Origin of the sequence: Pseudomonas hunanensis (genome assembly GCF_013393325.1) — a bacterium.
Taxonomy (GTDB): Bacteria; Pseudomonadota; Gammaproteobacteria; order Pseudomonadales; family Pseudomonadaceae; genus Aquipseudomonas; species Aquipseudomonas putida_P.
This window is the reverse complement of the sequence record NZ_QJRC01000094.1, coordinates 118,392-138,630: the sequence shown is the minus strand read 5'-3', so window position 1 is coordinate 138,630 and position 20,239 is coordinate 118,392. Positions and strand designations below refer to the sequence as shown.

Sequence of the window (20,239 nt, the reverse complement as noted above, 5' to 3'; positions counted from 1 at the left end):
GGCGGCTCTCTTAGCAACAAAGTGTTACGGTTTCAACCCCTGCGACAACAGGCCGCAGCCCGTATTCAAAGGGCTGCGGGCCATCAGCGCCTTGGTCGGGTAGAACCCCTCTGGGTGTCATGCCAGAATGCCCCGGTTTTTCGACCGGCCCGTCCCGAGGGCCGGCACCTTCCCTGTAAAGGATGGTTTCATGAATGATCTTTTGACCCGGCGTGCGGTTGTCGCCGGCATGGGCGTTCTCGGGCTTGGTCTGCTCGCAGGCTGCAGCCCGGCCCGGGGGCTCGAGTTCAAGTACGGCAAGAACATGAGCAACGAAATCCTTGGGCGCAAGTTCAGCCTCAAAGACCCGCAAGGTAACGTGCGCACCCTGTCGAGCTTCTACGGCAGCATGCCGATGGTGTTCTTCGGCTTCACCCAGTGCCCGGCTGTCTGCCCGACCACGCTGGCGCGTGCGGCACAAATCCGCAAGTTGCTGCGCGGCCGTGATCGCGACCTGTTCCAGGTGGTGTTCATCACCCTGGACCCTGAGCGCGACACCCCCGAGGTGCTCGATGCCTATGTCAAGGCCTTCGACCCTACGTTCACCGCGCTGACCGGCACCCCCGAAGAAATCGCCGCGGTGGCCAAGGAATTCAAGGTGTTTTACGAAAAGGTCCCGGCCGGGGACACCTACACCATCTCTCATTCGTCCACCAGCTACGTCTACGATACACGTGGCACCCTGCGCCTGAGCCTGGGCCATTCCCTGAACGCCAAGGAATGCGCCGAAGACCTGGTCACCCTGATGGAGATCTGCTGAATGTCGATGCAACCGATCAAACGCGGCCTGGCTGCCCTGGCACTGATGGGCCTGGCCTTGCCGGCACTGGCCCAGACCACCGTGAGCGATGCCTGGGTCCGCGCCAGCGTGCCGCACCAGCAGTCCACCGGTGCTTTCATGACCCTGACCGCCAGCAGCGACAGCAAGCTGGTGAGCGTGGCATCGCCCGTGGCCAAGACCGTGCAGGTGCACGAGATGACCATGAACGGCGACGTGATGGGCATGCGTGAGGTCAAGGCCGTCGAACTGCCGGCCGGCAAGGCAGTGACCCTGGACCCGAATGGCCTGCATGTGATGCTGATGGGCCTGAACAATCAGGTGAAGGAAGGCGAAAAAGTACCGCTGACCCTGACCATCGAAGATGCCAAGGGTGGCAAGGAAACCCTGGACGTACAGGCTGAGGTGCGTGCGCTCAACGCCGAGGCGGGCGGTGGGCATGATCACATGCACATGAAGCACTGACAGATCAAAGGGCCGCGTTCAGCGGCCCTTTTTTTAGCTGCGCCTTTCAGCTACGAAAGCGTGGCAGCGGCCTGTCGAGGGTCAGCGAGGTCAAGGTCTTGCGGACCTGGGCTTCGTCGGCCTCCAGGGCCTTGAGACTGGCGCGGATCTTGCCGGCAGCGGGCACATCGCCCTGCCGGTCGATCCAGTCGGCAATCTCCTTGCAGGCACTGCTCAGGCAGGCTTGGCGCTGGTTCATCAGTGACAGCAGGGTGGTGAGATCTCTTTCAGACATGGCAGGATCCTCCATTCAGCCTTGTCAGTGTAGCAGCGGCTGGCCGGCTTGCCTGAGGCTGGATGTCGCAGCTCAGCCTGGCAGGCAAGCGCTGCGATAGGCCCCGGGTGTCACCCCGTATGCCTGCTTGAATTGCCGGCTCAAATGGCTCTGGTCGGCAAACCCCAGGTCGAACGCCACCTGCGAAGCAGCAAAGCCGCACTTCAACATTTCCCGCGCGCGGGCCAGGCGCCGCTGCTTCAGCCAGGCGTGCGGCGGCAGGCCGGTGGCCTGGCGAAACACCCGGGCGAAATGGAACGGCGACAGGTTGACCGCCGCCGCCAGCGCTTCGAGCGAGGGTGGGTCGGCCAGTTGGCTTTCCAGCAGTTCGCGGGCGCGGGCCACGGCCAGTGGCTCGTGGCCGGGGGCAGAGGGTTCAGCGCATTGCCCGTGTCGTTGCACCAAGGCCAGCACCGCCTGACGCCAGGCGGTCTGCTGTTGCAGGGCACTGGCGCCAGTTTCGGACAGCTGATGCAGCTGGCTGAAGGCGATCGCCAGGGCCGCGTCATGGATCACGCTGTCCTTGAAGCTCGGCATGCCATGGCGGCCCAGCTCCAATTCGTCGAGCACGCCCGTGACCCGCGCGTGCTCGGGGTAGAAGCCGCGGTAGCGCCACCCCGCTTCGTGGGCTGTGGCGCCGGTATGCAGCTCGTCGGGGTTGATCAGCACCATGCTGCCGACCGGCGCCAAGTGCTCGCTGCCACGGTGCCAGAAACGCTGGGCGCCGGACTCGATCACGGTGAACACATAGCCTTCGTGCACATGCGGGGCAAAGCGCTGCTGGAAATAGCGCGCGTGCAGCATCTCGACGTCGCCCAGGGCCGGCGCCTGCCAGAGGTGTGTCTGCTCGCGCAGGGGCGTGTTCATGCCAGCCAGCTGCGCAGGAGGAAGAAGATCAACATGCTCACCAGCATGCTGAGCAATACGCTGCGGGTCAATAACACCAGGGCGATGGCCACCAGTGAGCCCAGCAGGTAGGGGTTGGTCAGGCTCAGGTTGAGCTGGTGCTCGGGCATGAAAATGATCGGGCCGCAAATGGCGGTGAGCATACCCGGCACGGCAAAACCGAGGAACTGCCGGGCATTGGAGCTCAGGCGCAAGGGCAGGCGCGGCTCCAGGAATGCATAGCGGTTGAGGAACACGATGGCGCCCATGGCGAAAATCAGGATCCAGGTCATGCGCGGGCTCCGGTGAATTTCTGACAGATGAACCCGGCGCTCATGCCCAGCAGGCCTGCGGCGACCAGGGCGGTTTCCCAATGCCAGTAGCTGAACAGCACCGAGCAGAACAGCGACACGGCGACGCACACCACCGTGGCCAGGTTGCGCACCAGCGGTGCGATCAGGGCGACGAAGGTGGCGACGATGGAGAAATCCAGGCCGAACTGGTCCAGGTGGGGAATGCTCTGGCCCAGCAGGATGCCGGCCAGGGTGAACAGGTTCCAGGCGATGTAGAAGGTCAGGCCCACCCCAAGGGCATACCAGCGGTTGAACTGCTGCTGGTCGTACTGGCTGGTCAGGGCGAAGAACTCGTCGGTCAGCAGAAAGCCCAGGCCCAAGCGCCAGCGCAGCGGCTGGCTGGACAGTACCGGGCGCATCGACAGGCCATACAGCAGGTGCTGAGAGGTCAGCAGCAGGGTGGTGAGCAGGATCGACGCCAGGTTCGCGCCGCCCTTGAGCATGCCGATAGCCACCAGTTGCGCGGCACCAGCGAAGACGATGGCCGACAGCCCTTGCCCCTGCCAGGCGCTGAGGTTGGCCTCGATGGCCATGGAACCGGCCAGCAGGCCCCAGGGGGCGACGGCCAGGGACAACGGGAGAATGGCGATGGCGCCGTGGAGAAAAGCTTGGCGAGCGATGTGGGGCATGATGGCTGCAATGCTGTACTTGGCAGGCCAGCATGCCAGACGGAGCAGGGGATGGCTTGAACGATCTTGCTGGTCGACGCGGCTTCTACAAGATCGCGGCCGGCCGAGGGCTATGGGTGGCTGGTCAGGTGCTGTTGCGCCGTCACGCAGCCGTTGATGTCCACGGCCTTCTGCAACAGGCTCAGGCGGTGCTGTGGGTCGAGGTCGCCAAGCAGGCGGTACACCTCGGCCTGGTAGTCGCGCTGGCGCCCCCACAGCATTTCCAGGCCTTGTGGCCGGCTGCGGTTGCAAGCCAGGCGGGTGGCCGGTTGCGGGTAGTAGGGGGCGTACACGGTGGCCATGTTGGGGATGGCCTCCAGTGCTGCGCGGTATTCGTTACTGGCGTTGTAGGGCCGGCACCAGGTGGCGATGGCTGGCGCGGGTGCGGCAAAACCCTGCTGGAGGCTGGCCTCGAGCAACGGGCAGGCGGCATCTGCAATTTGCGCGGCGGGCAGGTAGGTCATGTAGTACAGCGCCAGGCGGTACTGCGCGACCGGGTGGCCCAGCTCCACCGACTTTTTCAGCAGGGCGACCGCTGTCGGCAAGGTGTGGGCCATGGCCTGGCCCTGGCGGCTAAGCTCGGGGTCGTCGCCCACGGCGGTCCGCAGCGTGCTGGCACCGTCATCCTGGTTGTCGGCTTGCTCCAGCAGGGGTAAGGCCTGGCGGTAGAGCAGGTCGGCATGAGGGTCGATGTGCACTTCCAGCGCGTGCCCAGCCAGCGGTAACAGCGCGATCAACAGCGGGGGCAAGCGACGCATGCGGCTCACAGGCGAACCCCAGGGGCGGCCAGACAAGGATGGACGGCTTCGATGTTCATGGCGGTCAAGCGTACGCCTCAGGCAAATCGGAACGACGGCATATTCTAGCCACCCAAGGGGGCTGGCCGGAAGACCACTCGGCATCTGTCAGACGAGCTTGATTGGCGTAACCTTGCGCTGGGCGTGTTTTTCCTGGGCCAAGCCAAGCTTGGCGGTGATTACCTTGGCCAGTGCGTTGTTGCCCAGATCGTTCAGGTGCAGGCGATCGATGAACAGGTCTGCGCCGAACACGGGCGAGCTGTTGAGCATGCAGTTCATGTCGTAGCAGGGCACCGGGTCGGCCTGGCTCTTGATGCGGCGGAAAAACGCCGAGTGCAGTTGGCTGTCGAAGGCGCCTTCCAGCAGCCGGTCGAAGTTTGCCGGTTGTTGCTGCAGCGCGGCCAGCATGGCCTGCTCGCCAGCGGGCAGGGTATCCCGGCACCAGGGGAGTAACGGTTGCAGGATGAAAGTGAGGGTGGCGTGGCTGTCTGCCAGCAGCCGGTCCCATTGGCGCAAGGTACGGCCAATGTTGTCGGCGGCACGGGCCAGGCGCTTTTCCGGGGGCGACAGCGGCCAGCTGACCGGGGCTGCGACCGCAGGCGTGGCCAAGGCCTGGCCAATGCGCCGCCACAGCGACTGCCGACGCAACGGTGCGGTGGCCTGCATGCCTTCGCTGAAACTGTTGAGAAAGGCCTGGTAGGCCTTGGCGTGTTGTGGATCGTTGGGGCTGGCGAGAACTTCGCACAGGGCTTCGTGGGCCAGGCTGTTGAGGCCGCTGAGCACCACCACGTGGCCGAGCTGGCCAAGGCGGTGCTGGTGGGTCAGGAACATCAGCAGCTCCTGGCTGGCATTGAGCCCGCAGCCGGCCAGGCTCAGCCAGACTTCGCCGGTGAGCATCGACAGGTGCGAAGCCACCGTGTGTTCGTCGGAACTGGCGCCAATGCCCAGCGCCGTGGAGCCACCGACCAGCAGGTTGATGCGCGAAGCACCGCCGCGCTCGGCCGGCGAAAAGCGCTTGCCGGCGCAATGGCTGTAGCGCAGGCCGAGTGCGTCGGTGTTGATGGTGCCGGAGCGGTAGCCGGTTTCGTGCACATGCACGGTGTGTGGGGCACGCCGACTGCCCAGCAGCAGAAAACGCTGGTAGTCCTGCTGCAACGGCGAAGGAGACGGGCTCGTGTCAGTCGCGGTCATGCTCTCTCCTCCGGTTGTTCGGGTGCTGCGTTTCACGTTCAGGCCGCCAGCTCCTTGAGGTTGTACAGCAGGCCACCGGCGGCGATCAGCAGCAGGGCGACGCCCGAGGCCAGGCTGATGACGCGGTTGCTGCGCTGCGAGGCGATCTTGCCGATGGCGAAGATGTACAGGCTGAGCACGGCGAAATCGATGGCCACCCACAGCAATGACAGCACCACCATGCTCTTGCCGAACGACTCGGTGATCTGGATGAACTGGGGGAAGAAAGCGATGAAGAAAATGATGTCCTTGGGGTTGGAGATACCCACCATGAAACCTTGTAGCAGCCCGCCACGCCCGGCCTTTGGGGCCTCGCTCGCCGCCTCCTGGGTTGGTGCCTGCAGGGCGTCCCTCAGCGTGCCCACGGCGATGTAGCCAATGAACAGGCAGCCCAGCAGGCTCATGGTACTGAGCCATGCCTTGTCGATGGCGGCGCTGGTGAGGATGATCCAGGCGGCGGCGCCGATCAGCACCAGTGACGCCCAGTTGGTGCCGACAGCGGTGAACATGGCCTTGCGTGAGCCGGAGGCAGCGGCCGTGTTGACGATCAGTGCCACCACCGGCCCGGGGGTGGCGATAAGGAGCAGGACGGTGAGGGCATAAGTGGCGGTGAGTGCGGTATTCACGGTCAGTTCTCGATCAGTATGTCGGGTGTCGCCAGGTGTGCGGCATGGGCGTGGAACGGGCAGCGCGCTGGATTGAGCGAGCCTGCCTCCTGCAGTTGATACTGCTTCCACTCGAAGTTGTCGGCGTCGCCGAAAGCGCCAAGGGTGTCGGGGACGACGCCGTCGTTGTAATGGTGCACGCGCTCGCGAATGCGCTCGCGGATTCGCTTGCCACTCTCGGTACTGGCGTTGGCCACTTCGTCGAAGTTCGCCCGTGGGTTGATGACGAACGTGACGTGCTGGCCGAGGTTGCGGCTTTTCATTTGCTGATGGCCGGGGAAGTTCATGTTGATGAACAGCGGCATGCCGGCATAGCAGAACGACCAGCCCGAATCGTCAGGGTCGGTCGGAATGCCCTGTGGCCAAGGGTGTGGGTCGCGTGCATGCACCCCGCGCAGCACCTTCCAGGCCAACGCTTGCTGCTCGGCGAGGTTGCTGCCGGCTGGCGTTTCGAGAAACACCACCAAAGGGCTGCCGATGCGCTGCTTGGCGGTGATTTGTGCGACGGTGCGCACATAGTCGGCCAGGCCCTGCGCGATGTCATCGGCGAGTTGCTCGGCGCGGGCGAACAGAATGTGACAGGTTTCGCCGTTTACCGCCTTGCGGCCGAACAAGCAGGGAAATTCGGGGTTGGCGAGAACACTGCGAAAGTGTTCTATGGTTTTGTACGTCCAGTGTTGCATGTTAGGACCATGTTCCGCGGCTAGCTCTAGCGCATCCAGGCGATAGCAATTTCCATATCCCGTAAACATGATTTCCCCAGGCGTTGATTTAAGTGAACGTTCCAGTCACATGCAGGCAGGATCTTGGTTATGTTTGTTATTTACCTGCATTTTCCGAGACGCTTCTGACGTTGTAAAACGCGTGGAACTATGACCTACTATTAGTCTCACTCATGCTCGGGACGTCGCCATGTCGGAACGGATTCAGGCCTTGCACGCGCTGCGTGCCTTCGAGGTGGCCTCTCGCTATGGCTCCTTCACCCGTGCAGCTGAAGAGCTGGCCCTGACCCAGGGTGCGGTCAGCCACCACATCAAGACGCTCGAAGCCATGTTCGGCTGTGACCTGTTCGAACGTCGCGGCCCTAAACTGAGCCTGACCGAGCACGGCCGCCTGCTGGCGCAAGAGCTGAAAGTGGGTTTCAAGATCATCGAAAATGCCTGCGCGTTGCTGCGCCAGGACCGCTATGGCTTGCGCCTCAAGGCCCCATCCACGCTCACCGTACGTTGGCTGCTGCGGGCGCTGGATGCGTTCAAGAAAATCGAGGACAACTGCAGTGTGCAGCTGTCCAGCGTGTGGATGGACATCGACAGCGTGGACTTCTATTCCGAGCCCTACGACTGCGCCATTCTTCTGGCCAATGGGCGCTTTCCCGCCGATATCGAGAGCTTCAAGCTGTTCGATGAATGGCTGATTCCGGTATGCCACCCCAATTACATGGCGCAGGCACAACCGCAACTGTCCGACCTGACCCGATGCGAGTTCCTCCACCCGTCCCCCGACCGCCGTGACTGGCGGCGTTGGTTGGCGCGCATGGATGCGCTGGACATCAGCATTGACCAGGGGCAGGTGTTCGATACCCTCGACCAGGGCATTTCGGCCGCTCAGCAGGGCCTGGGCATTTCAGTGGTCGACCTGGTGCTGGCCAGTGCCGACCTGGCGGCCGGGCGCTTGGTCACACCATTCAAGCATGCGGTGGCCACGGGCGACGGTTATTACATGACCTGGCTCAAGGCCAGCCCAAAAGCGCGGCAGATGCACAAGCTGCGCGACTTCCTGCTCGGCCAGGTAGCGCCGCTGGCCTACAAGGACATCAACTACCTGTACGGTTGAACACCCGCTCGAGCATGAAATCGATGAACACCCGCAGCTTCGGCGGCATATGCCGCCCGGACGGCCACAGCAGGTAGAAGCTGCCGCGCTGTTCCATGAAATCGTCGAGTACGCTGACCAGCGAACCGTTGCCCAGTTCACGGCCTACGGTGAAGTCCGGCAGGCAGGTGATGCCGCGGTGGTTCACGGCAAAGCAGACGCGTGTCTCGACATGGTTGCAAACCATCGAAATGGGGATGTCGTAGGCGTGCTCGGGGTGCTCCTGGCGCAGCGGCCAGGTTTCCAGTTTGCCGTTGCTGGGGAAGCGGTAGTGCAGGCAGGTGTGCGTGGCCAGCTCGCGTGGGTGCAGGGGTGTGCCGCGTTCGCGCAGGTAGTCGGGCGAGGCCACCAGGCGGTGCTGGAAGTGCCCCAGGAACTTGGCATTGAGCCGTGAATCCACCGGCTGCCCGCCGCGCATGACCACATCGAAGCCTTCGCCGACGATATCCACCATGCGGTCGGAGAAGTCCAGGTCCAGTTCCACTTGCGGGTACAGCGCCATGAACTCGGCCAGTGCCGGCATCACCAGCCCGGTCACCTGCGGCATGCTCACCCGCAGGCGCCCGCGCGGGGTTTCGCTGGCTTGCGACAGTTCCTGCTCGGTCGCCTCGATTTCGGCGAGGATGCGCCGGCTGCGGTCAAGGAACAACGTGCCCTCGGCGGTGAGGGTGATGCTGCGTGTGCTGCGGTGGAACAGGCGTACGCCCAAGCGGTTTTCCAGGCGCGCCACGCGCTTGCCGACTGCCGAGGCACTGATCCCCAGTGACTGGCCCGCGGCGACAAAGCTGCGGGTTTCGGCCACTCGATTGAAGACCACGAAGCCGCTGAGGCTGTCCATGCTGCATACCTGATTGCGGACATTGGTGTCCTGGGTGAGTGGCATTGTAACCGTCTTTTTCCGTAATGCGTGGGTCTTGCAGACTGTTCCTCTCGTTTTCCTACGCAAGGCAAAAGCACATGTCCCAAACACCTTCCGCATCGTTGCTGGCAACCAGTAACGAACGCTTGCCGCTCAGCGGGCTGCTGGCGCTGGCCATGACCGGCTTCATCGCCATCCTCAGCGAAACCCTGCCGGCCGGCCTGCTCGACCAGATCGCCGAGGGTATGCACATCAGCCAGGCCATGGCCGGGCAATGGGTGACGGCCTATGCCCTGGGCTCGTTGCTGACCGCCATTCCACTGGTGACCTTGACCCAAGGCTGGTATCGGCGCCGGGCGTTGTTGCTGGCGATCGTCGGTTTCGTACTGTTCAACGGGCTGACGGCCGTGTCGAATTCCAACAGCCTGACCTCGGTGCTGCGCTTTTTTACCGGCGCTGCAGCCGGGCTGGCTTGGGGTTTGATCGCCGGTCACGCGCGGCGCATGGTGCCGGTGGCACAGCAGGGGCGAGCCATGGCTTTGGCCATGCTCGGCCAGCCGATTGCCCTGTCGCTTGGCTTGCCGATTGCCACCTGGCTAGGTGCGGGGCTGGGCTGGCGCGCGACGTTCGTGGTGGTCACGCTGGTGGCGTTGCTGTTGGTGGTGTGGGTATTGCGGTCGGTGCCGGACTACCCTGGGCACACCGCCGGCAAGCGTCCAGCGGCCATGCAGGTGCTGCGCACACCGGGGGTGATGCTCGTGCTGCTGGTGATCCTCAGCTGGATCCTTGGCCATAACATTCTCTACACCTATATCGTGCCACTACTGGCGGCGGCTGGCATGGCGACGGACATTGGCCCAGTGTTGATGGTGTTTGGCCTGTCTGCCCTGGCCGGGATTGGCCTGGTGGGGTTGCTGGTCGACCGGCATCTGCGCACGCTGGTGCTATTGAGCCTGGCGGGTTTTGCCCTGGCTACGTTGGCTTTGGGGCAGGCGTCGTCGTGGCTGATGTACCTGAGCATCGCTTTGTGGGGCGTGACCTACGGCGGTGCGCCGACTCTGTTGCAGACCGCTTGCGCCGATGCGGCGGGCGAAGGCGGGGATGTGGCGCAGTCGATGCTGGTGACGGTGTGGAACAGCGCCATTGCCCTGGGCGGGATCATTGGCGGCTTGCTGTTGAGCGGCCCAGGAGTGGAAGGGTTTGGCGCGGTGGTACTGGGCCTGATCGCGCTGGCCTGGCTGTTGAGCTGGGCCGGGCGGCGCAGCGGGTTTGTGCCAGGAAGGCGCTAAAACACTCACCCCAGGCACGACAAAGGTAGAATCATCTCATCTACAGATGATTCAGAGGTCGACGCAGTGGAGTTGCAGCAGGGCTTTGTCCTGACCCGGCATTGGCATGACACGCCCGAAGGCACTTGCGTGGAGTTCTGGCTGGCCACCGATCAGGGGCCGCGGCAGCTGCGCCTGGCGCCCCAAGAGTCGGTGGCGTTCATCCCCCAGGCGCAGGCTGAGCATGCCCGTGTTCTGCTGTCCAAGGAGCCTGGCGTTCAGCTTAAGCCGCTGCGGCTGAAGGGCTTCGACCAGCGCCCGGTGCTTGGCCTGTATTGCCGCCAACACCGGCAACTGATGCAGCTGGAGCAACGCCTGCGCAGCGCGGGTATCGAGGTGTACGAGGCCGATATCCGCCCGCCCGAGCGCTATCTGATGGAGCGCTTCATCACCGCCCCTGTGCAGTTCACCGGTCAGCCGAATGCCCAGGGCGTTTATTGCGACGCCCAGCTCAAGCCTTTGCCCGGCTATCGCCCACCGCTGCGTCTGGTGTCGCTGGATATCGAGACCAGCGAACGGGGAGAGTTGTACAGCATTGCCCTGGAAGGGTGTGGCCAGCGTCAGGTGTACATGCTTGGCCCGGCCAACGGCGACGCTGATGGCGTCGACTTCGCTCTGCACTATTGCGATGACCGTGCCGCGTTGCTCGACTGCCTCAACCAATGGATGGCCACGCACGATCCGGATGCGATCATCGGCTGGAACCTGATCCAGTTCGACCTGCGCCTTTTGCATGAACACGCCAAACTGTTGCAGGTACCGCTGGCATTAGGCCGCAACGGTGCCCCCATGACCTTGCGCAGCCACGCCGGGGGCGGCCATGTATTCGCCGACGCACCGGGGCGGCTGTTGATCGATGGCATCGAAGCACTGCGCTCGGCGACCTGGAGCTTTCCGTCGTTCAGCCTGGAAAGTGTTGCGCAGACCCTGCTCGGAGAAGGCAAGGCCATCGACACGCCGTACCAGCGCATGGATGAAATCAACCGCCGTTTCGCCGAAGACAAACCGGCACTGGCACGCTACAACCTCAAGGACTGCGAGCTGGTCACCCGCATCTTCGCCCATACCCGCCTGCTCGAGTTCCTGCTGGAGCGTGCTTCGGTCACCGGGCTGGCGGTAGACCGCAGCGGTGGTTCGGTGGCCGCTTTCTGTCACCTGTACATCCCGCAGATGCACCGTTTGGGCTTTGTCGCCCCCAACCTCGGCAGCCGCCCCGATGAAGCCAGCCCCGGTGGCTTTGTCATGGATTCGCGTCCAGGCCTGTACGACTCGGTGCTGGTGCTGGACTACAAGAGCCTCTACCCGTCGATCATCCGTACTTTTCTGATCGACCCGGTTGGGCTGGTCGAGGGCCTGCGCTTGCCCGACGAAGAGCATTCGGTGGAGGGCTTTCGCGGTGGGCGTTTCTCGCGCAGCCAGCATTGCCTGCCGGCCATTGTCGAGCGTGTCTGGCAGGGCCGGGAAGCGGCCAAGCGTGAGGGCAATGCGCCGCTGTCGCAGGCACTGAAGATCATCATGAATGCCTTTTATGGGGTGTTGGGGTCGAGCGGTTGCCGTTTCTTCGACCCGCGCCTGGCCTCGTCGATCACCATGCGCGGTCACCAGATCATGCGCCAGACTCGCACGCTGATCGAGGCCAGGGGTTATGAGGTCATCTATGGTGACACCGACTCCACCTTCGTCTGGCTCAAAGGTGCCCATGACGAAGCAGCCGCGGCGCAGATCGGCCGCGAACTGGTGGCTCAGGTCAACCAGTGGTGGCGTGAGCACCTGCGCCAGCAGATGAACCTGCAAAGCGCGCTGGAGCTGCAGTTCGAGGTGCATTATCGGCGGTTTCTGATGCCTACCATTCGTGGCGCCGATGAGGGGAGCAAGAAGCGTTATGCCGGCTTGGTGCAGCGTGCCGACGGCAGCGAGGATGTGGTCTACAAGGGCCTGGAGTCGGTGCGCACCGACTGGTCGCCACTGGCGCAGCAGTTTCAACAGGCGCTGTATGGGCGAATCTTTCGCGGCCAGCCGTACCGCGACTATGTGCGCCTTTACGTGCAGCAGACCCTGGCGGGCGAACTGGACGACCTGCTGGTGTATCGCAAGCGCCTGCGCCGGCCGCTGGCTGACTACCAGCGCAACGTGCCACCTCATGTGCGTGCCGCACGCCAGGCTGATGAGTACAACAGCCGCCTCGGCCGCCCCCGTCAGTACCAGCGCGGTGGCTGGATCAGTTACGTCATTACCACCGCCGGCCCCGAGCCGATGGAGAACCTGCAATCGCCGATCGACTACGAACACTACCTCAGCCGGCAGTTGCAGCCGGTGGCCGATGCCATCCTGCCGTTCGTTGGCGATGACTTCGCCACCTTGACCGGTCGCCAGTTACAACTGTTCTGACCGCAGGCGTTAGTTATCTAGCGCCCGACGTAAAGCATGCTGCTTAGCCTTGCCTCTTTTCATGAAGAGGCCTCAGGCAATGGACACTACTCCGCTATCAAGCGCACAGGCAGCCATCGATGCTTTCCAGGACGGCATCATCGGCAAGCGCCTGCCACTCTGGTTGCGTCAGGCACCCGCCGAGCAACTGCCAGAGATCAGCATGGCATTGGCAAATAGCCTGCGCTGTCGTGAGCAAGTGAATGCGCTGCTGCGGGGCATCGAAAGCATCGACAGTTTCGTTGCAGCGGGCCTGGAAAAAGCCCTTGGCGAGCGTTACGGGATTGTTCGTAACGCGCGCGCGCTCAGGTTTCTGGAGGGCCGTCGGGAACCTGTGATCAACAGTCAGCCGGTTGGCGCGCACCTTACCGAAGTGGTCTACGAAGAAAAGCCGCTGCTCGAGGTGGTCCTGCGCAACTTCACTGCCGAGCAGGCCCAGGCGGGTGGCCAGCCGCGTGGTAATCGCCTACTGGTTTCGCGTCAGGGCAGGGGTGCACCGCCCACCAGCATCGAACTTGCCACGCTGTGCCGTGAGCTGGATTTGGGGGCGTGTTATCAACGTCACCTGGATTCCATTCTGAAGCCCGCGGGTGATGCCAGGCGCGTGGAGTCTCAGCTTGGGGATACCAGCCGCTACGCCATGCTGGTGGACGCCTATAAAGCCAGGCAGGAGGGAAAGCTGGATGACAGCGAGCTCAAACTGATGGTGACTGTGTGCGCGGATGGCAAGCTGCTGCGTCTGGCGGGGGACCGTGTTGAAGCCAGGCAACTGAAGCTGCTGGGTTGCCTTATCGAGCAGGTGATCGTGTTCGAGGTAATTGACCAGGGCGTTCTTTTCAATACCACGCGCCGGGTATTGCTCTATGTGCCTGGGGATCCGGTGTCACCTTGGAGCGTATTTGACAGCATCGACAAATTGAACCGGGAACTGGGTCGCCGCTTTCGAGACAAGGCCTATCAGCGTTTCTTCAGCCGCTTCGTGCTGCGCCGTGACAGCCAGGCGTTTTTCGCTCAGGTCATGGCGCTGTTCGATGATCTGGCGGTTTGGGCATTCCGTGATCTCGAGCCGCGTTTGCACCCTTACCCGCAACCGTTGTTCAACAGCCTGGCACAGGCACGTATACGCCAGATCAAGGAAGATGCAGCGATGATCGCGGTACCTGTGGCACGGCTTGATCGTGAGGTTCAGCGCCAGCATGACGAGCGCCTGGAGGCCGAGGGGTGGGCACTGCTCAACCTGGCCAGCTTCTTTGTGCCGGGCCTTGGCGTGGCGCTGCTTGCCGTGACGGCTTGGGAGCTGCTGGGCGAGGTCTACCATGGCTTCGAGGCATGGCAGGAAGGGGATCGCCAAGCGGCACTCGATCATTTGACCCATGTCGCCACTGACCTTGCCGTGCTTGCGACCACGGTTGCGGGGGTTGCCGTGGCACGACGGATTTGGGCGCGCTCCGCGTGCGTTGATGCCATGTTGCCGGCTCGGCTGGAGGACGGCACTGTCAAACTCTGGCAACTCGATTTGACGCCGTTTCAAAGCCAGGCCCCCGTTGCGGCCACCGGCCAGGACGCATTGGGCATTCGGCGCCTGGATGGGTAGGCCTGGATCGAAATGGACGGGTATGACTACCGCGTGACGGCGCCGGCTGGCGACGGTCAGTGGCAACTGTGCCCCGTCGACGGCCACGGGCCGATGCTACGTCACAATGGTGCTGGCGCTTGGCGATTGTGGAGCGAGCAACCGAGTCAGTGGGCCGATAGATACCGCATGTTCCGGCGCTTTGGCGGGGCATTCAGCAGGCTGGGTGACGAAGAGATCGACCAGGTCCTGCTGCTTCATGACCTTGATGGTGACGATGTGCGTAGCTTGCATGTACATGCCCAGGCGCCAAGCCCAGGCATGCTTGACAGTGTGCTGCGGGTCAAGCTCGATCAGCGCATTCGTAGCATGATTGGTTGTCTGCGCAGTGGCATGCCGGTAGAGGATGTAACCGTGCTTGAACATGCGCGGCGGTTGCCAGGTGCGGATGGCCTGCCAGATCAGGCACTGGCTGAGTTGGCATGGACGCAGCGCCGAACACTATTGCATCACCTGTACGAAGCGCTGCAGCCTACCGACAGCCCTGGCAGCGCAGCCCTACGCCGGGTTTTTCCAGGGTTGCACGTGCGCGCTGCACAAGCGTTGGTAAAAGCCGCCAATGGTGTCGAGCGCAGGCGTCTGCTCTCTAGCGGCAGGGTTGCGCTGGGGCTGGCCGAAGCGGCCAGGGGCAGCCTGTCGGCTATGCGTCAGGTCCGGGTACTTGAAGCGCTGTACCTGGATACGCCACAGAATGCAGACCTGGCTCGGGTGGCCCTGGGCCTCTTGCGGTACCTGCCTGGAAGCGAACAAGGTGTGCGCTGGCGCTTGTACGAAGGTTACCTGGATGGGCCGATGCTGGCGCAAACCGAACAGGGGCAGCGAGCGTTCGATCTGGTGCACTTGAATGGCCGTTTCCAGTTGCTTGATGACCAAGGCAAGGCGCTCGGGGCGCCGGGAGAGTTGTTCGACGTCATGGCGCTAGCCTATACCGATGAGCAACGTGAGGCGATGAGGGTCGGCGAGCCGTTCTCGCACAACCTCAGGGTGCTGCTGGGGCGCGAAGCAGTCAGCCGCCGTGATGAGATCGCTCGTCTGCTCGGCGCGGTACGCCCGGGCGCTGTTCGAATGCCCCTGCGCTTGGCAGATGGGCGTTTGGGCTACCCGCTGGGTGGCGCTGGCGTGAGTGGTTTCGCATCGAGAGGCAGAGCCCTGAGAGCAACGCTGCGGGATCTCTTTCCTTGGTTGAGTGATGTGCAGATCGAGACCCTCGTCGATGAGGCCAGGCGTTCAGGGCATCAACTTGAACGGGTACTGAGCGACCTGAGCAATGAGCTCACGGTACTGCGCAACACGCTGGATACCTGGGTGGCACAGGGACAGGGCGAAGCCAGGGAGGATCGAGATGCCTTGCGCCAGACCTTGTTCAATTGCTGGAGACGGTCGGTCGGTGTTGGGGCGTTGCAAATCGATGCGCAACAAAACCTGCATGCCATCTTCTGCAATTTCAGATTGGACGGCTTGCCCAGCATGCCTGCGCAAGTCAGCTTCAGAGGCGTTACCAGCCTATCGATGTTGCACCTGAATCTCCTGGAAGTACCCAACAGTTTCCTGCTGGCTTTCCCCAACCTGCAAACCCTTGACCTGGGCGGCAACCTGTTGACGCGCCTACCACAACCGCTGCTGCAAATACCGCAACTACGGCATCTGAGTCTGACCCATAACCGGATTCGTCTGAACATGGAGCAAACCGCCACGTTGGCCAGTTGTACGAGCCTGGAGTCTCTCGACCTGTCCCACAATCCACTGGGGCGCCCGTTTCCGCTGGCCGGTTTGACCGAACTGCGATGGCTGAACTTGCGCGACACACACATCACGCAATTCCCCGCAGGCGTGTTCGAGCGTGCTCAGCTGGTATCCGTTGACTTGCGGGAGAACCGCATCAGGCATATTCCGGAGCAGTTTTTCCAGATGCCCGTATGGCGTCGGCGGCGGATCCGCCTGAGCGCGAACCCGTTGGGCGAGGCCCAGATGGGGCGTTTGCGAGCCTCGCTGAGGAGCGACGTTCCTGTGGTCGACGAGGAGCAAGTGTTTCTGCGCCTGCAGCACGCGCGTGAAGTCTGGGGCGATGCGGTGGCCCCGGAGCATCGCGGCTTGATGCTTGCGGCCTGGGACTCGCTGGATGAACGGCAAGATGCCGGGCGCTTTTTCCGTGTCCTTGGGCAGCTTTTGCTGTCCGAGGACTTTCGTGTCAACGCGCGGGCATTGGGCAATCGGGTAATGGCGTTAGTGCAGGCGATGGCCATGACGCCGGAATTGCGCCAGAACTTGCTGTCCGTGGCCAATGATGAGTGGGGGTGCCAGGACGGTGCAACCTGGTGCTTGAGCAACCTCGAACTGAACATGCTTGTCTGGCAGGTAGAACATGCCGCTGGAGAACATAGCGAAGGCGCCTTGCTTGGCCTGGGAAGACGCCTATGGCGCCAGGATGCAGTCGACAGGTTCGCCAGCCGATGGGCAATCCAACACGCCAGGGCGCTGGAAGGCAGCGAAGTGGGGTTGGCCTTCAGGATCGGGCTAAGGGAGCGGCTTGACTTGCCCCTGCAGGTGGGGGAAATGAGCTTCCAGGCTGTTTCAGGCGTTTTGGACGCGGACCTGGCAGAGGCAGAAGCCGCTGTGCGGAACGCGGAAACCCCGGATGAGATCGCACGTTCGATGGTTGATCGTGAATTTTGGCAGGCGCACCTGGAGCGTACCTATCCTGACCAATTCGCTGCGGTCGACTTGCCCTTCAGGCGACAGCTTGAAACGGTACTTGACGATGAAGCGCTCCTGGAGGGCGCAAAGATCGAGCAGGCGGATGCCATTCGAGATGCGCAGCGTGCTGCACGCAGGGGGCTGATGCTGGACATGACGATTCGTGCGATGGAAGCGGGGCCCGAGGAGCTAGGCATACCGGTGCGTTGACCACAACTCAGGGTAAGGGTTTACCTGGCCCTGACCAAGGCGGCTTTGGGCTATGCTCAGTCTGGGTGACGGTGGATTGTGCCAACGCCGTTGCCCTGGCTTCAGGTAGCTCGGAAATCGACAGTTACTTTTGCACCCCCCGTTCTTGTGTGAAGTGGTTTAGGCTCCTTGTCGGATTTTTCTCCGTGATCTGTAGTCATTGGTATATCGAGACAATAAGGAGATACGCATGCTCGTCCGGTCACTGACCCTCGCAACCTTGCTTGCTGTTGCCGGCCCCCTGTTTGCCGCAGACAGTGATGCGCCTTTAGCCAAGGAACTGGGTAAGGCCAGGCCGTTGGTGGTTATCGCCCCGAGCAGTGCCGACCCGACCTTGCGCGGGTTGAACAAGGCGCTCGAGGATCCGGCCACCCAGGCAGCCTTCAAGGAGCGCAACCTTGTGCTGTACAGCGTCGCCAACATGATGGGCAAGCGCGAGGACAAGAACCTCGAACAGCAGACCACCATGGCCCTGATTCGTGAACTGAAGCTGGGGGCGAGCAAGGGCACCAAGGTGATCCTGGTCGGCAAGGATGGCGAGCGGCACATGCTCAAGGACGACGACACTGGCGAGGCCATCGACCCGCAGGTGATCTTCAAGGCAGTCGATGAACTGCCTGCCAGCGAAAAGGCGGTGGCGGCGCCCGAGCCCGTAGCAGCGGCACCGGAAGCCAAGGCCAAGGACACCAAGCCGGCCAAGCCAGCCAAACCGGCGGCCCCGCCCAAACCGCTGGAAGACTGAACACGCATCATGGCCCCAAGGCACGTTGGGGCCAGCTGCCAGGTGTTGTGTATCCCACTGTATCTGCGCGCACGGCAGACCTACTGCCATACAAAAGCGCGCCCCACACGATACATCCACGACAAACCGCAACGGCCTAATGGCTCCACTTTCCAACCACTGTGGAGCTACATCATGACTCAAGCAAAAACTACCCTCGGCCTGCTCGGCGCCGCCCTGATCGGCAGCATGGCACTGAGCAGCAGCGCGTTTGCCGTCGAACCGTTGGCCCAGGGTTACCAGCTGGCATCGGCCAAGGTGGCCGGCGAGGGCAAGTGTGGTGAAGGCAAATGCGGCGCCAGCGGCAAGGTCACCCAGAGCGAAGGCAAATGCGGCGAAGGCAAGTGCGGTGACGCCTCGTTCGCCAAGACCGACAGGGACCACGATGGCAAGGTTTCGCGCGAAGAGTTCGTGGCGGTGGCCAAGGACCGTGCGGGCGACTTCGACAAGATCGACAGTAACCATGATGGCTTCATCTCCGAACAGGAAGCAGCGGATCACCTGAAGGCGATTTACCAGGCCAACGGCAAGGCCATGCCTGAAGGGCTGTTCAGCCACTTGAACAATAAGTCCTGACCTTATCCCTTGATGTGATGCAACGCCCCTCCTGCTGGTCAGGCGGGGCGTTGTGCCTGTTGGAGACCTGTTTATGCTTCCCGCACTGTTGAATACTGGGTTGGGCTTGCGCCGTGGCCTGTTGCCGGAACTGCTCGCCATGGCGCCGGGTGCAGTGGACTTTCTCGAATGCGCGCCGGAAAACTGGATTGCCGTGGGCGGCGCCTACGGTAAGGGGTTGGCCGAGTTGGCGGAGCGTTTTCCCATCACCTGCCATGGGTTGTCGTTGTCGTTGGGGGGGAGTGCGCCGCTGGACTGGCAGTTTCTCGACCAGATCCGGCAGTTTCTCGATCGCCACCAAGTGCGCTTGTATAGCGAACACCTGAGCTACTGCAGTGATGACGGGCACCTGTACGACTTGATGCCCATCCCGTTCACCGATGAAGCGGTGCACCATGTGGCGGCGCGCATACGCCGGGCGCAGACGCACCTGGAACGGCGTATCGCTGTCGAGAACATCAGCTACTACGCCGCCCCTTACGCTGCGATGAGTGAACTTGAATTTATTCGTGCAGTACTCGATGAAGCCGACTGTGACCTGCTGCTGGACGTCAACAATGTATTCGTCAATGCCTGCAATCACGGCTATGACGCCCGGGAATTCCTTGAAGGCTTGCCCCGGGCGCGGGTGACCTGCATGCACATTGCCGGTCATTACGATGAGGCCCCGGACCTCAAGGTCGACACCCATGGGGCGCCGGTCAAGGAAGATGTCTGGGCACTGTACGCGTTCGCCTGTGAACGCTTTGGGGTGCAGCCGACCGTGCTCGAACGTGACTTCAACCTCCCCCCACTGGCACAGCTGCTGGAGGAGACAGCACGTATCCGTGACATGCAGCGTAGCTGGGGAGGGCAGAGGCATGAATGAGACCTTGCGCGAACAGCAATACGCCTTGGCTCGCCACCTGCGCGACCCGCTGCGCAATGCTCCGCCACCTGGCGCGCAAGCACGGCGCCTGAAGATTTACCGGGAGTTATTCTATGGCGCCATCGAAGGCTTGCTGGCTGGCAGTTTTCCTGTCATGCGCCAGGCCCTGGGCGAGCAACGTTGGCATGTGCGGGTGCGTGATTTCTATGCCAACTACCGTAGCCAGACACCGTTGTTCACCGAGATTGCAGAGACGTTCGTCGATTACTTGCAAGGCGTGCAGCCGGATGCGCCCTGGCAGTTGGAACTGGCGCATTACGAGTGGATCGAGACGCAGCTGTACCTGAGCGATGCCGAGGACCCGCTGCATGATCCTGCGGGTGACCTGCTGGCTGGCGAGCCGCTGTTGTCTTGCGTGGCGCGGGTGCTGGCCTACCGGTGGCCGGTTGAGCGCATCAGCGCCGATTACCAGCCAACGGTTGCGCCAGAGGCGCCGACCTTGCTGCTGGTTTATCGCGATGCGGGGTTGCAGGTGCGCTTTGCGCGGTTGGCACCGATGGCGTATCGGTTGCTGGTGGAGCAGGGGCGTGGACGGGAGCGGTTGCAGGCGTTGGGTGGGGATCTGGAGCAGGGGCTGGGGTTGCTCCAGGGGATGCGCGAAGCGGGCATCATTGTCGGCACGGTTTGAGGGCATTGGGGGCGCAAAACGCCCCCGCGATA

18 protein-coding genes and 1 pseudogene are annotated in these 20,239 nt (G+C 62.7%); 10 read left to right on the top strand and 9 right to left on the bottom strand.

Annotated features, from left to right (window positions below; all coding sequences use genetic code 11):
* Window positions 1–190: 190 nt before the first annotated feature.
* A complete protein-coding gene (locus tag DM807_RS16045) occupies window positions 191–799 on the top strand; it encodes an SCO family protein (RefSeq protein ID WP_003250418.1) in 609 nt (202 codons plus the stop codon).
* Complete coding sequence (locus DM807_RS16040) at window positions 800–1,282, top strand: copper chaperone PCu(A)C (RefSeq protein WP_012271641.1); 483 nt, start codon at window positions 800–802, stop codon at window positions 1,280–1,282. It abuts the gene before it with no gap.
* A 46-nt stretch (window positions 1,283–1,328) separates the two neighbouring features.
* Here the strand turns inward: DM807_RS16040 and DM807_RS16035 are convergent, their stop codons facing one another.
* From DM807_RS16035 to DM807_RS16000, 8 genes are all read right to left on the bottom strand, one after another.
* On the bottom strand, window positions 1,329–1,556 hold the full coding sequence (locus DM807_RS16035) for a hypothetical protein (protein ID WP_012271642.1): 228 nt from the start codon (window positions 1,554–1,556) through the stop codon (window positions 1,329–1,331).
* A gap of 72 nt (window positions 1,557–1,628) precedes the next feature.
* Window positions 1,629–2,462: an AraC family transcriptional regulator gene (locus DM807_RS16030; protein ID WP_069942801.1), complete on the bottom strand. Its 834-nt coding sequence runs from the start codon at window positions 2,460–2,462 to the stop codon at window positions 1,629–1,631.
* The gene (locus DM807_RS16025; RefSeq protein WP_012271644.1) at window positions 2,459–2,773 is read right to left on the bottom strand and encodes an AzlD domain-containing protein; all 315 of its coding nucleotides are present in this window, start codon (window positions 2,771–2,773) and stop codon (window positions 2,459–2,461) included. The genes DM807_RS16030 and DM807_RS16025 overlap by 4 nt, the downstream gene beginning before the upstream one ends.
* Window positions 2,770–3,462: an AzlC family ABC transporter permease gene (locus DM807_RS16020; protein WP_012271645.1), complete on the bottom strand. Its 693-nt coding sequence runs from the start codon at window positions 3,460–3,462 to the stop codon at window positions 2,770–2,772. Before DM807_RS16020 ends, DM807_RS16025 begins: the two co-directional genes overlap by 4 nt.
* A gap of 110 nt (window positions 3,463–3,572) precedes the next feature.
* Window positions 3,573–4,268, bottom strand: a complete 696-nt coding sequence (locus DM807_RS16015; protein ID WP_041166456.1) for an SEL1-like repeat protein — start codon at window positions 4,266–4,268, stop codon at window positions 3,573–3,575.
* A 138-nt stretch (window positions 4,269–4,406) separates the two neighbouring features.
* Window positions 4,407–5,489, bottom strand: coding sequence for a hypothetical protein (locus DM807_RS16010; protein ID WP_012271647.1), 1,083 nt, complete (start codon window positions 5,487–5,489; stop codon window positions 4,407–4,409).
* 38 nt (window positions 5,490–5,527) lie between these two features.
* On the bottom strand, window positions 5,528–6,154 hold the full coding sequence (locus tag DM807_RS16005) for a LysE family translocator (protein WP_060492822.1): 627 nt from the start codon (window positions 6,152–6,154) through the stop codon (window positions 5,528–5,530).
* 2 nt (window positions 6,155–6,156) lie between these two features.
* Window positions 6,157–6,945, bottom strand: coding sequence for a YqcI/YcgG family protein (locus tag DM807_RS16000; RefSeq protein WP_069942800.1), 789 nt, complete (start codon window positions 6,943–6,945; stop codon window positions 6,157–6,159).
* Between the two features lie 160 nt (window positions 6,946–7,105).
* On the opposite strand from DM807_RS16000, the gene DM807_RS15995 reads away from it, so the two are divergent.
* Window positions 7,106–8,026 (top strand): LysR substrate-binding domain-containing protein, encoded by a 921-nt coding sequence (locus tag DM807_RS15995; protein ID WP_012271650.1) that lies wholly within the window; start codon window positions 7,106–7,108, stop codon window positions 8,024–8,026.
* Here the strand turns inward: DM807_RS15995 and DM807_RS15990 are convergent.
* Window positions 8,007–8,903: a LysR family transcriptional regulator gene (locus tag DM807_RS15990; RefSeq protein ID WP_012271651.1), complete on the bottom strand. Its 897-nt coding sequence runs from the start codon at window positions 8,901–8,903 to the stop codon at window positions 8,007–8,009. The genes DM807_RS15995 and DM807_RS15990 overlap by 20 nt on opposite strands.
* A 119-nt stretch (window positions 8,904–9,022) precedes the next feature.
* Here DM807_RS15990 and DM807_RS15985 point away from each other — a divergent pair, with 119 nt between their 5' ends.
* The 7 genes and pseudogenes from DM807_RS15985 (at window position 9,023) to DM807_RS15955 (ending at window position 20,207) form a co-directional block, all read left to right on the top strand.
* Window positions 9,023–10,213 (top strand): MFS transporter, encoded by a 1,191-nt coding sequence (locus DM807_RS15985; protein WP_179027549.1) that lies wholly within the window; start codon window positions 9,023–9,025, stop codon window positions 10,211–10,213.
* A 66-nt stretch (window positions 10,214–10,279) separates the two neighbouring features.
* Window positions 10,280–12,640: a DNA polymerase II gene (locus DM807_RS15980; protein WP_060514135.1), complete on the top strand. Its 2,361-nt coding sequence runs from the start codon at window positions 10,280–10,282 to the stop codon at window positions 12,638–12,640.
* Window positions 12,641–12,719: 79 nt separating this feature from the next.
* Window positions 12,720–17,216, top strand: a pseudogene (locus DM807_RS27950) (NEL-type E3 ubiquitin ligase domain-containing protein).
* Between the two features lie 229 nt (window positions 17,217–17,445).
* Window positions 17,446–17,997 (top strand): DUF4174 domain-containing protein, encoded by a 552-nt coding sequence (locus tag DM807_RS15970; RefSeq protein ID WP_012271655.1) that lies wholly within the window; start codon window positions 17,446–17,448, stop codon window positions 17,995–17,997.
* Window positions 17,998–18,171: 174 nt separating this feature from the next.
* Window positions 18,172–18,612, top strand: a complete 441-nt coding sequence (locus DM807_RS15965) for an HvfA family oxazolone/thioamide-modified RiPP metallophore (RefSeq protein ID WP_060492817.1) — start codon at window positions 18,172–18,174, stop codon at window positions 18,610–18,612.
* 73 nt (window positions 18,613–18,685) lie between these two features.
* Window positions 18,686–19,519: an HvfB family MNIO-type RiPP peptide maturase gene (locus DM807_RS15960; protein ID WP_012271657.1), complete on the top strand. Its 834-nt coding sequence runs from the start codon at window positions 18,686–18,688 to the stop codon at window positions 19,517–19,519.
* Complete coding sequence (locus DM807_RS15955; RefSeq protein WP_060492816.1) at window positions 19,512–20,207, top strand: HvfC family RiPP maturation protein; 696 nt, start codon at window positions 19,512–19,514, stop codon at window positions 20,205–20,207. The genes DM807_RS15960 and DM807_RS15955 overlap by 8 nt, the downstream gene beginning before the upstream one ends.
* Window positions 20,208–20,239 lie beyond the last annotated feature (32 nt).